The sequence below is a fragment of the Actinomycetota bacterium genome, from assembly GCA_035536535.1.
Lineage (GTDB): Bacteria > Actinomycetota > JAICYB01 > JAICYB01 > JAICYB01 > DATLNZ01.
Genome location: DATLNZ010000061.1, coordinates 1 through 11966, shown reverse-complemented (window position 1 = coordinate 11966; position 11966 = coordinate 1). Strand labels below are relative to the sequence as shown.

The 11966-nt window shown below is 69.0% G+C and carries 13 protein-coding genes; 11 read left to right on the top strand and 2 right to left on the bottom strand.

All coding sequences use genetic code 11. The features are described 5' to 3' along the window. The 6 genes from VNE62_04035 to VNE62_04010 all read left to right on the top strand — a co-directional run. Positions 1–563 (top strand): cell division protein FtsZ (locus tag VNE62_04035; protein HVE91462.1); only part of this gene is annotated, 563 nt, incomplete at its 5' end. After that, a complete protein-coding gene (pgeF, locus tag VNE62_04030) occupies positions 560–1438 on the top strand; it encodes a peptidoglycan editing factor PgeF (GenBank protein HVE91461.1) in 879 nt (292 codons plus the stop codon). The genes VNE62_04035 and pgeF, both read left to right, overlap by 4 nt. Continuing rightward, a complete protein-coding gene (locus VNE62_04025; GenBank protein HVE91460.1) occupies positions 1435–2106 on the top strand; it encodes a YggS family pyridoxal phosphate-dependent enzyme in 672 nt (223 codons plus the stop codon). Before pgeF ends, VNE62_04025 begins: the two co-directional genes overlap by 4 nt. 1 nt (position 2107) lies before the next feature. Next, positions 2108–2599 carry a cell division protein SepF gene (gene sepF, locus VNE62_04020; protein HVE91459.1) on the top strand — a complete coding sequence of 164 codons (492 nt, stop codon included), beginning with the start codon at positions 2108–2110 and terminating at the stop codon, positions 2597–2599. Then, a complete protein-coding gene (locus tag VNE62_04015; GenBank protein HVE91458.1) occupies positions 2599–2892 on the top strand; it encodes a YggT family protein in 294 nt (97 codons plus the stop codon). Before sepF ends, VNE62_04015 begins: the two co-directional genes overlap by 1 nt. A gap of 97 nt (positions 2893–2989) precedes the next feature. Then, entirely contained in the window at positions 2990–3700 is a 711-nt protein-coding gene (locus VNE62_04010; GenBank protein HVE91457.1) for a hypothetical protein, read from the top strand. Between the two features lie 4 nt (positions 3701–3704). On the opposite strand, the gene VNE62_04005 is transcribed toward VNE62_04010, so the two are convergent. Together VNE62_04005 and ileS are read right to left on the bottom strand one after the other, a co-directional pair. Beyond that, positions 3705–4223, bottom strand: a complete 519-nt coding sequence (locus VNE62_04005; protein ID HVE91456.1) for an ACT domain-containing protein — start codon at positions 4221–4223, stop codon at positions 3705–3707. Further along, positions 4223–7420, bottom strand: coding sequence for an isoleucine--tRNA ligase (gene ileS, locus VNE62_04000; GenBank protein HVE91455.1), 3198 nt, complete (start codon positions 7418–7420; stop codon positions 4223–4225). The genes VNE62_04005 and ileS overlap by 1 nt, the downstream gene beginning before the upstream one ends. A gap of 188 nt (positions 7421–7608) precedes the next feature. On the opposite strand from ileS, the gene VNE62_03995 reads away from it, so the two are divergent. The 5 genes from VNE62_03995 to dnaE all read left to right on the top strand — a co-directional run. Next, positions 7609–7986, top strand: a complete 378-nt coding sequence (locus VNE62_03995; GenBank protein HVE91454.1) for a TraR/DksA C4-type zinc finger protein — start codon at positions 7609–7611, stop codon at positions 7984–7986. 10 nt (positions 7987–7996) lie between these two features. Then, positions 7997–8491: a signal peptidase II gene (lspA, locus tag VNE62_03990; GenBank protein ID HVE91453.1), complete on the top strand. Its 495-nt coding sequence runs from the start codon at positions 7997–7999 to the stop codon at positions 8489–8491. A gap of 24 nt (positions 8492–8515) precedes the next feature. Then, positions 8516–9421 (top strand): RluA family pseudouridine synthase, encoded by a 906-nt coding sequence (locus tag VNE62_03985; GenBank protein ID HVE91452.1) that lies wholly within the window; start codon positions 8516–8518, stop codon positions 9419–9421. After that, positions 9418–10134 (top strand): hypothetical protein, encoded by a 717-nt coding sequence (locus tag VNE62_03980; protein HVE91451.1) that lies wholly within the window; start codon positions 9418–9420, stop codon positions 10132–10134. Before VNE62_03985 ends, VNE62_03980 begins: the two co-directional genes overlap by 4 nt. Positions 10135–10198: 64 nt before the next feature. Next, on the top strand, positions 10199–11966 hold a 1768-nt coding region (gene dnaE / locus VNE62_03975), incomplete at its 3' end, for a DNA polymerase III subunit alpha (protein HVE91450.1).

The following is an 11966-nucleotide window of genomic DNA, read 5'->3' as shown; positions in this document are numbered from 1 at the left end:
TGCTCGAGGCCTTCAAGCACGCCGACGAGGTCCTGCTCCAGGGAGTCCAGGGGATCACCGACCTCATCACCACGCCCGGACTGATCAACCTCGACTTCGCCGACGTCCGCGCGGTCATGCGCGGAACGGGGTCGGCGCTGATGGGCATCGGGGAGGCGTCCGGCGAGAACCGCTGTGCCGAGGCAGCCCGACGCGCAATCTCGTCGCCGCTTCTGGAGTCGTCCATCGACGGGGCGCGCAACGTGCTGCTCAACATCTCCGGCGGCTCGACCCTGAAGTTGCTCGAGGTGAACGAGGCGGCGCAGATCCTCACCGGGTCGGCACACCCCGACGCCCGGATCATCCCGGGTGCGGTCATCGACGACGCACTGGGCGACCGGGTTCGCATCACGGTCATCGCGACAGGCTTCGAGGGCCGCGACTGGGCCCAGAGCTCGCCCCCCGGCGCGCAGGCCCCGGTTGTGGTCCCGCCGATGGACGAGGACGGCCCTTTGTTCGACGACGCGGCGGGCGAGAGCTTCGACGACGAGCTCGACATCCCGGACTTCCTGCAGCGGGCTTGAAGCATCGGGGATCGGACTACCTGAAGCATCCGGACCGGCTCCCGCCCGCGGGAGCCGGTTTCGTTTGGGACGTCCACCGCGGCACGATCGTCCTTCGTCCGCAGACAGAAAATGCAAAGGCCGTCTTCACCACGCGCGTGGGCGGTCTGGGCCCCCCGCCGCTGGACTCCCTCAACCTGGCCTGGGACCTCCGCAAAACGCTCGGCAGGTCCCGGGAAGATCTGTGGGCGGATCCGGACTCGACCTACCCGGTCGCCAACCACGACGACATGATCCTGGCCAACCGGGACATCGTCGCCCGGACGATCGGCCGCGAGTGGCGGGCGTCGCGCTTGCGGCAGGTCCACGGTGCGGACGTCGTGAAGGCCCAAAGCCACAATGCGAAGACCGTCGAAGCGGACGCCCTGTGGACAGATGAGCCCTCGCGAACGGTCGCCGTTCTGACCGCCGACTGTGTGCCGGTGCTCGTTGCGAACGCTTCCCGCGTCGCCGCCGCCCATGCGGGCTGGCGGGGCCTTTTGGCGGGGATCGTCGAGAGCACGGTCGGAGCGGTCGCCGCCGGCGGCAGTGACGGTGCGGAGATCGAGGTGTTCGCCGGGCCCGCGATCGGCCCGTGCTGTTTTGAGGTCGGCGCCGAAGTCACAGACGGGTTTTCGGCGAGATTCGGCCCCCGGACCGTCCCGGACGATTCGCACGTGGACCTCTGGCAGGCCGTGGAGGCCGCCGCGACCGAGGCCGGGTCGAAGACCGTCCGGGCGGCCAGGGTCTGCACGTCCTGCCACGAAGAGCTGTTCTTCTCGCACAGGCGGGACGCCGGGCGCACCGGGCGGCAGGGGCTGCTCGCGTGCCTGCCGGACGCGGAGGCCGTGCAATGAGCGTGGCCGAGTGCGTGGCCGACGTCCGCAGCCGGGTATCGGACGCCTGCGGCCGCACCGGGCGCGATCCGGCGCAAGTCAGGATCGTCGCTGCCACCAAGGGAGCTTCCGCCTCGCAGGTGCTGCAGGCGGTGGAGGCGGGGATCAGCGACGTGGGCGAGAACCGCGTACAGGAGCTGCGCGAAAAGCGGCAGCAGCTGCCGGCGCAGGTGAGGTGGCACTTTCTCGGGTCGGTGCAGACGAACAAGGTCAGACATCTGGACGGGGTGTGGCTGGTCCACGGGGTGGACCGGATGCAGGAAGCGGACGCTCTGCAGGCACGGGCGGAGCGGACCGGGGAAACCAGGGACGTGCTGATCGAGGTGAACGTGGGAGGGGAGTCCTCCAAGCAGGGAATAGGCCCCCGCGAGCTGGAGCCGTTCGTGCGATCGCTGTCGCACCGGACGTCGCTTCGGGTCAGGGGGCTCATGATCATGGCGCCGAGAGCGGAAAAGCCCGAAGATGTTCGTTGGGTGTTCGCCGACGCGCGGCGCCTGCGGGACCGGGTCCGGGAGAGTGCCGGAGGTCTCGAAGAGCTGTCGATGGGCATGACCGACGACTTCGAGGTGGCGGTCGAAGAGGGCGCCACCATCGTTCGGATCGGCAGGGCCATCTTCCGGGAGGAGTGACATGGCCGGATTCTGGAAAAAGGCGCTTGTTTACCTGGGGCTCGTCGAAGAGGAAGACGAGCTCGAGCCGCTGCCGGAGGTCCACGAGCCTCCCCAGCTTGAGACGGTCAGGCCGATCAGGCCCGACGTGGAGCCGAACTCCGTTCGCAGGATTCCATCGGTGCCGGACACGTCGACGAGGCCCGTGCACGCCGGCGCGACGTTGATCCCACCGCCGATGGTCGTGGTCGTGGAACCGCGGACGTTCGAGGACGCCAAGGAGATAGGCGACAAGCTGAGGGTGGACGCACCGGTCATCATGAACCTGCAGGGCGTGGACGCGAGGCTCGGCAAGGAGCTGCTCTGCTTTGCCAGCGGCCTGACCTACGGGCTCCAGGGAGGGATGAAGAAGGTGGCGGACCGCGTGTTCCTCCTGACCCCGGCCAACGTCGAGGTCTCGGCGGAGGAGACGCAGAGGATCATCTCGGAGCGCGGCTTCTTCAACCAGTTCTGATGGAGCTGGGGCTGCGCTTTGAGCTGCTCAATGCCATCACCCTGTTCTGCGTGATCTACGGCAACCTGATGTTCGTCAGGATCATCCTGGCCTGGCTCCCGGTCTCCCCGCCGCCCTGGCTGAGGCCGGCCTTTTCGTTCATCTACGACGCGACCGAGCCGTTCCTGCGCCTGTTCCGAGGGCTCCTGCCGGCCATACCGCTGGGGGGCGCCAGCCTCGACATCTCGCCGATCCTGGCGTTTATCGTGATCGGCAGGATCCTGCCCGCCCTGGCGGCCAGCGCTCTGCGCTGACGGCTCCGTCCGCCGCGTGCGTTTGCGGCAGCGGGGCCAGTCGGACAACATAGGGCGGGTTGCGTCTTCGGCCGTCCAGACATCGAAGGAGGAAGTGTTGCTTGCACGCCTGACCTACGGGCTCATCGGGGTGGCCCTCGTGATGCTCGTCGTCGGCACCTTCTTCGTCAAGAGCAACTACATCCTGTTCGGGTCCATGGCCGTGTCCTTCGCCTGCATCGCCGTCGTCATTGTCGGCGCCGCACGCCGGGCCAAGGAGGTCCCCGCCGACGAGGACGCGCCTTTCCTCGACGACGACGAGCGCATCCGGTCCGACGATGACCCCGCCGCGGTCACCTCGGGAGAGGTCCTGTCGGCTTTCGAGGATTCCGACGAGGGCGCCGTCGACGACGACGAGGACTACGAGGAAGAAGACGAGTACGCCGTGGACGAGCTCGACGACGACGAGGAAGAAGACGAAGACGACGACGACTTCGACGGCGAGGACACCCAGGTGCTCACGCCCCCGCGGCGCCGGGCTGCCGCGGCGACCAAAACCACGGCTGCGACGCGGAAGAAGGCAGCCCCCGCCAGAGCCGCGGCCACCCGCAAGTCCGCGGCCGGGACCGCGACTCGCAAGTCCGCTGCCAAGGCCGCTCCGGCTCGGGCCGCCGGAAGCAGCAAGAAGGTCATCGTCGTCCCGGGCCGGGACCGCTACCACACGAGCGGGTGCCGGTTCGTCAAGGGCAAGGACGACACCGAGACGATCACGCTCTCTGCCGCCAAGCGCGGCGGCTACGAGCCCTGCAGCGTCTGCAAGCCCGACTGACCGGCTAAGGAACCTCGTCGTCCAGGGGCCGCACCGACAGCTGGACCCCCACGAGATCGCCGATCTTCTCGATCATCTGCGGCCGCAGTCCCTCGGGCACCTCCAGTTCGAGCATCAGCGCGTACCTCTGGCCGTGGATGCCGCCCAGCACCCTGGAGTTGAGGTCCGTGATGTTGATTCCCAGGCCCGAAAGCGAGTGCGTTATGCGGTGCAGGATCCCGCTTTCGTCCTGGCCGTGAACCGTCAGGACGTGCGTGGGCCGGGCCTGGGTGGTCTTGCGCGGCAGCTCCCAGATGGACACCTGCATCTCGAGTTCGGCCGCCATCGGGGCGAAGGCTTCCTCCAGGCTGGCCGGGGTCGCCGGCTCCGGGGCATCGAGCACCAGCATCATCACCACGGTCCCGCACAGCTGCGTCATCGACGACTCGGTGACGTTGCAGCCGTTTTCAAACAGGATCTTGGCCACCGCCGCTACGACGCCCGGGCGGTCCCGGCCGGTGACGGTGAGCACGAGGGGCGACATCAGACCGGATGCACCCGCGCGTGGACGGTGCGTCCATCGACTTCGACGGCCGGGGTCCCGGCCGGGGCCTCCATTCCGGCGTGGATGGCCGAGTCGTCGGCCAGCAGCTCTCCCTTCACCCAGGCCATGTGCTGGGAGGCGGCCTCCGCGATGTCCTGCGGCGCCCACAGCTCCAGCTCCACGCGCTGCGTCACCTCCAGGTCCGCCTCGCGCCTGACGTTCTGCAGGTGGTGGACCAGCTCCCGTGCCAGCCCCTCGGATCGCAGGGCGGGGGTCACCTGCAGGTCCAGCGACACTCCGTAGGGGGCCTGGTAGGCGAATGCAGTCCCCTCGGCCGGCTCTCGCCTGATGTCCACGTGCTCGGGCTTCACGCGCATGATCGTGCCGTCGTCGAGGTTGACGTCGAACTCCTGCCCGGCCTCCAGGCTTTCGGCCACCTCGGAGGCCACCACCTTCGCGTCGGTCAGAGCGCCTGCCAGCTCGCCCACCCGGGGGCCGAAGGCGGGTCCTGCCGTCCTGTAGTTGGGGCGCAGGGTCACTTTCACGAGCTCGCCCGCCTCCTCGGCGTAGCGGATGGACTTGACGTTGAGCTCCTCGGCGATCGTGTCCTCGAGATCAGCCAGCCCGTCGCGCTCGGAGGCAGGCACGAGCAGGACCGCCTCCGCCAGCGGTTGGCGCACCTTCGCCTTCGCGTCGGTGCGGGCAGACCGCCCCAGCGACACGAGCGTCCTCGCCGCGGTCATGGCATGGGCGAGTCCTGCGTCGATCAACCGGGCGTCGGCCTCCGGAAAGTCGGCCAGGTGGACGCTCGGCGGCTCGTCGTCGTCCACCTTCGGAACCAGGTTGCGGTAAAGCGATTCGGCAAGAAACGGCGTGAACGGCGCGATCACCTTTGAAAGCTCCGACAGGCACGTCCACAGCGTCTGGAATGCGGCCGCCTTGTCGGCCCGCTCGTCCTCGGTGCCGGCGGCACGCCAGAACCGTCGCCGGGACCTGCGCACGTACCAGTTGGAGAGGTCGTCGACGAAGCCGGCCACGGCTCGTCCGGGGGCGGTGCAGTCGTATGTGTCCAGCCCCTGGGTCACCTCGGAGATGAGCTGATGCAGCTCCGACAGAATCCATCGGTCCATCAGCGGCCGGTCGGACACGGACACCTCGTCCCACTCCTGCGGGTGGAACCCGTCCACGTTGGCGTACATCACGTACAGGCGGTAGACGTTCCACAGGGTCAGCAGCGGCCCCCGGACGATCTGCTGGATCGTCTCGTCGGAGAAGCGCCGGGTGTCGCCGGGGGCCGCGCCGGTGAGCAACCAGAAGCGCAGCGCATCGGACCCGTGTGTCGCGAACGCTTCCCAGGGGTCGATGACGTTGCCCAGCGACTTGGACATCTTCCGGCCCTCGGCGTCCACGACGTGGCCGTGGCAGATCACGTTGTCATACGGCGAGCGGTCGAACAGCAGCACGCCTTCGGCCATCAGGGTGTAGAACCAGCCGCGTGTCTGGTCGACTGCCTCGGCGATGAACTCGGCCGGGAACCGTCCCCGGAACAGCTCCATGTTGCGGTGCGGGTAGCCGTACTGCGCAAACGGCATCGCGCCGGAGTCGTACCAGACGTCGATCAGGTCCGGGACGCGCCTGGCCCGCTGGTCGCAGTCGGGGCAGTCGAACTCGATCTCGTCGACGTAGGGACGGTGCAGGTCCAGCTCGGACAGGTCCCGCGCCGCCCGGCCCCCTAGGTCGGCGGCCGACTCCACGAGCGTGTCGTGCCCGTCCGGGCAGCGCCAGACCGGCAGCGGCGTCCCCCAGAACCTGAATCGCGACAGGCTCCAGTCGACGTTGTTCTCCAGCCACCTGCCGTAGCGCCCGGTCCGGACGTTGTCCGGCACCCAGTTCACGCCGGAGTTGACCTCCAGCAGCCGGTCGCGGAACTGCGACGTCCGGACGTACCACGACGTCACCGCGTAGTACAGCAGCGGCGTCCGGCACCTCCAGCAGTGCGGGTAGGAGTGGACGATCTGCTCGGAGCGCAGCAGAAGGCCGAGGGCGTCCAGTTCCTGGACGATGCGCGCATCGGCGTCCTTGACGTAGGTGCTCTGGTAGGCCGGGACCTTTGAGTCGAACCGGCCCCCGGCGTCCACCGGGTTGAAGGCCGGGATGCCGGCAGACCTGCCGGCCGCCAGGTCCTCGGCGCCGAAGGCGGGGGCGATGTGGACGAGGCCGGTGCCGTCCTCGGTGGTGACGAAGTCGTGGGCCAGGACCTGCCACGCGTTGTCCAGGCCGGGGGTGTCCGCAAGGTGGTCACGCGCGTACGAAAACGGCGGCGTGTAGCGCACACCGGCCAACTCGGCCCCCGTGATGGTCGCCTCGACCACGGCGTCCTCGCCGAGGGCGCTTTCCACCAGCGGCTCCGCCACCACGACCCTGCGTCCCCCCGCCGAGGCGACGACGTAGGTGACGGACGGGTTCGCGGCCACGGCCATGTTCGAGAACAGGGTCCAGGGGGTGGTCGTCCACACCGCCAGCGACGCCCCCAGGACCGCCTGCGGGCCGGCTGTGACCGGGAGCAGGACGAACACGCTTGGGTCCGGGACGTCGGCGTAAGCCTCCGGCTGATCCAGCTCGTGGTCGGACAGGGGTGTCTCACAGCGCGGGCAGTAGGGGGCGGACTTGTGGTCCTGGTAGAGCAGCCCCTTGCGGTGAAGCTGGGCCAGCGACCACCAGACCGATTCGATGTAGTGGTTGTCCATCGTCCGGTAGGCGTCGTCGTAGTCCAGCCAGAACCCGAGTCGGTCGCTGAACCGCTCCCACTCCGATACGAACTCGGTGACCGACTGCCTGCACAGGGCGTTAAACCGCTCGACGCCGTACTCGACGATCTCCTGCTTGCGGTTGAGGCCGAGGCGCCGCTCCACGGCCAGCTCGACCGGCAGCCCGTGGCAGTCCCAGCCGGCCTTCCGCGGGACGTAGCGCCCGCGCATCGTCTGGTAGCGCGTGTAGACGTCCTTGAAGGCCCTGGACATCATGTGGTGGAACCCGGGCGGGGCGTTGGCGGATGGGGGCCCCTCGTAGAAGACGAACTCCGCGCCGCGCTGGCGGTGCTCCAGGGCCCGCCGGGGGATCCCATTCGCCGTCCACCAGGCGAGGATCTGCTCCTCCAGCTGCGGAAACGAGACGTCGGACGCGACCGGATCGTGCAAGGGTCCCCCTGGCCGAAAATGGTGGACATTGTACGCGTGACCATGCGTTCCGACCTGCACATCTCCCGGCTGGACGCCCTCCAGGGACCTCACAAGTCCCTGCCCACGCCGCACCGGAGGTGATTGACGCTCCCGGGGGCCGGTGATACCGTCTGGCCCTCTTTTCCCCCCACAGGCGGGAGTTTCGTGTGGCCAAGGCCAAGAAGAAGGACCTGAAGGCGATCGAGGAGAAGCTGCTCGCCCGCCAGGCGGAGCTTGAGCAGCAGCGCTCCGAGCTCGAGCGGCAGAGCCTGGGCCTCCCGCAGTCCGACACGAGCGGGGAGCAGTCGTGGGATGACGAAGCCGACTCCGGCACGGCCACCTTTGAGCGGGAGCGGGACTTGTCGCTGGCCGAGAACATCCGCGATCTGCTGGACAAGGTCGAACGGGCACTGGCGAAGGTCAAAGACGGGACCTACGGCCAGTGCGAGACCTGCGGCAAGAACATCGAGGCGGCGCGCCTCAAGGCCCTCCAGTACGCCAACACGTGCATCGACTGCGCCCGCAAGGAGAGCAGTCACCGCTAGCCCGGCGGCCCTGATCAGGGCCGCCGCCCTCGTCGTCTTCGCGGCCGTGCTGGCGGCCGACCAGCTCGTGAAGCAGGCCGTCGTGCGGGCTCTCGCCCCGGGGGAGTCCGTGCCGGTGGCGGGCGGCTTTCTGCGCTTCACGCACGTCCGCAACCCCGGCGCCGCCTTCGGCCTGTTCAAGGGGGCGACGCTGTTTTTGGTCGCCGCGGCGGCCGGTGGGCTGGTGGTGTTCGTCGTGGTCCTGGTGCGGCGCCCACCGGCTGTCATGGCTATCGCGTCCGCCCTGATCGGGGGCGGGGCCCTGGGAAACCTTGCCGACCGGGCGTTCCGGCCGTGGCCGTTCCGCGGCGAGGTCGTTGACTTCATCGACTTCGGGTTCTGGCCCGCTTTCAACGTCGCCGATATCGCCATAACCACGGGCGCCGGCCTACTGCTGGTGTCCGGCTTCCTCGAGGACCGCCGCCAGAAGGCGCACCCGAAGGAAGACCCGGGTGGCCCTGGGTGAGGCGGGGGCGGGGATACTGGTGGCATGACCCGCATTCCCGTGGAGGAGGCCGACCAGGGCCTGAGGCTGGACGCTCTGGTCGCCCGGCGCGGTGGGATGTCCAGGGCCCGGGCCGCCGAGCTCGTGGAGTTGGGGCTGGTGACCGTGGACGGTTCGGTTCAGCCCAAGGCATACAAGGTGCTGCCGGGGCAGCTGGTGGAGTCCGGGGAGGCGCCGGAGCGGGAGCCGTCCGGCCCCCTGCCGGACGTCCCTGTGGTCTGGGAGGACGCGCACCTGCTGGTGGTGGACAAGCCGTCCGGCGTGGTCGTCCATAGGGCTCCCGGCTCCCGGGAGCCGACCATGGTGGATGCCCTGGCGGCGTCCGGACGTCCTCTGGCCCCGAGAGCCGGCGATCAGCGTCCGGGCGTGGTCCACAGGCTGGACCGCGAGGTGTCCGGCCTGCTGGTGGTGGCCAAGACCGACGAGGTCCACGAGACCCTCGTGGAGAACCTGGCCGCCCGCCGCGTCCGGCGTGAGTACCTGGCCGGGGTCGCCGGCGTCCCCGAAGTGGACAGGGGAAAGATCGACGCGCCGGTCGGACGAAGTCCCAGGCACCGCACGAAGATGGCCGTCGTGGCCTCGGGCAAGCCTTCCGTGACGTGGTTCAGGGTGCGGGAGGCGTTCGCCGCATCGGCGCTGCTGGAGGTACGCCTGGAGACCGGCCGTACGCACCAGATCCGCGCCCACCTGGACTCCATAGGCCACCCGGTCCTGGGGGACCCCGCCTACGGCCCGGACCCCCGCAAGGCGCGGGAGGTGGGGCTCACCCGGCCGTTCCTGCACTCGTTCAGGCTGACGCTGGTGCATCCGCGGACTCGACAGGAGATGTCGTGGGAAAGTCCCCTGCCGGCCGAGCTCGAGTCGGCCCTGATAGCGATGAGGCGCGCATGAAGCAGCTTTCGCAGCGCAACGCCTACCTGATCCTGGCCTTTCTCGGCGTCTTCCTTGTCGTGGGGGCGGTGATCTCGGAGTCGCGGCGCACCGAAGTGCAGGCGCCCTCGGGCACCCGGAAGGTCAAGGTGGCCGGCAGGCTCGGGCCGACGGCCGGTCCCAGCTCCGAGGGCCACGTAGCCGAAAAGAAGGCCTACCTGCAGGAGGAGGCGGGGAAGCGTCCGAAGGCGGCGGCCGGGGGACTCGTCTCGTTCTCCCGGTTCCTTCGCGCCGTGGACGTCGCTCCGCTGGTCAAGCAGGGGACCCCCTACGTCGTGTTCCTCAGCTTCCCCGACGGCAACCAGGAGCCCAAAAACGTCGAAGGCTCCATCGAGGTCACCGTGGGACGGCGGGCGATCGAGCTGGCCGAGGCCCGCGAGGAGGAGCTGAAGGCCCTGGAGGCCCAGGTCCGGACGGCTACAGGCGAGGACAAGGCCAAGCTCGAAAGGGACATAGGGGAGCGCCGCGAGTACGTGCGCCAGCTCCGCGGGGAGTGCTTCTGCGTGTTCGCGATGGCCGTCAACAACTCGACCCTCGGCTCCCTGCAGGAGCTGGCGGCCAACCCGGACGTCCGCCTCGTGGACGTTCCACGCCCGGTCGTGGCGAACCTCAGCGGCTGGGAGGTCTACCCGCTGCTCCCTCAGCGGTCACCGGTCCCCGGCCAGATTCCCTGAGGCGTCGTCGGCCGGAGATATGCTCCGCGCCATGCCCGTAGCCGACCTTCCCGGGGCCTGACGCGTGTCCGGCTCGTTCGTACACCTGCACGTCCACACCGAGTACTCGATGCTGGACGGCGCCTCGCGCATCCGGGAGCTGGTCGGCGAGGCCGCGAGGCAGGGGATGCCGGCGCTGGCGATCACCGACCACGGCGTCCTTTACGGGCTGATCGACTTCTACGACGCCTGCCAGGAGGCCGGGATCAAGCCGATCCTGGGCTGCGAGCTTTACCTCGCGCGGGAGTCGCGGTTCTCCAAGCTGGCCGGAGAGGACAACCCGAAGACGATCCAGCACATGACGGTGCTGGCCCGCGACGAGCGCGGCTACCGCAACCTGCTCAAGCTGGCCACCGCGGCGTCGCTGGAGGGTTACTACTACCGACCCCGGGTGGACCGTGAGCTGATCGCGGAGCACTCGGAGGGCCTGATCGGGACCACCGGCTGCCTCAACGGCCAGATCCCGAGGCTGCTGCTGGAGGGCCGCGTGGAGGAGGCCCGGACCTCCGCGGGCGCCTGGCGCGACATCTTCGGGGCCGAGAACTTCTTCATCGAGCTCCAGGACCACGGGATAGCCGACCAGCACACCGTCAACCCGCACCTGATCGAGATGTCGTCGTCGCTTGGGATCCCGATGGTCGCCACCAACGACCTGCACTACACGTCCAGGTCCGACGCCGAGGCGCACGACGTCCTTCTGTGCATCCAGACGGGAGCCGCCCAGGCCGACACCGACCGGTTCAAGTTCGACGGCGACGAGTTCTACCTCAAGTCGCGCCAGGAGATGGAGAAGGTCCTGGGCCACTACCCGGACGCCATCGACCGGACCGTGCAGGTCGCCGAGATGTGCGACGTCAAGATCCCGTTCGGGGAGCTTCAGCTGCCCGACTTCCGTCCCCCCGACGGCACGTCGCTGGACGACTACCTCGTGAAGCTGTCCTACGAGGGGGCCCGGCAGCGTTACGGAGACCCCGTCCCGGAGGAAGTGCGCAGGCGCCTGGACTACGAGCTGAACGTCATCCGCGACATGGGCTTCTCCGGCTACTTCCTGATCGTGGCCGACGTCGTGCAGTGGGCGAAGTCGCGCGGCATCCGAACGGGCCCGGGCCGCGGGTCCGCCGCCGGCAGCTGCGTGGGGTACTGCCTTGGGATCACGGCGCTTGACCCCCTTCGCTACAACCTGATGTTCGAGCGGTTCCTCAACCCCGAGCGGCGCGAGATGCCCGACATCGACATCGACTTTGACGAGCGCCGCCGGGGCGAGGTCATCCGGTACCTGCGCGACCGCTACGGGGAGGACCGGGTCGCGCAGATCGTCACCTTCGCCACGATCAAGGGCAAGAGCGCCATCCGCGACGCGGCCCGGGTCCTGGGTTACGCGTACGGGACGGGTGACCGCCTGGCCAAGATGTTTCCCCGTCCTCTGCTCGGCAAGGACCCCCTGCTGCGGGACTGCTTTGAGCGGTCCAAGGACTCGAAGTGGACCTACGCCTTCACCGAGGCCGGCGAGCTGCGCAAGGCCTACGCCGAGGAGCCGGAGGCCAAGCGCGTCCTGGACTCCGCCCGCAAGCTCGAGGGCCTGCGCCGGCAGACCGGCACCCACGCGGCCGCGGTCGTGATCGGCCGGGAGCCGCTCGTGGAGCACACGGCCCTGCAGCGCACCGACAGCGGCGACGTGGTGACGCAGTACGAGATGAACGCCGTCGGCAAGCTCGGCCTGCTGAAGATGGACATCCTCGGCCTCGCCAACCTCACGGTCATCGACCTGACCCTCGACCGCCTGCGCGCCAAGG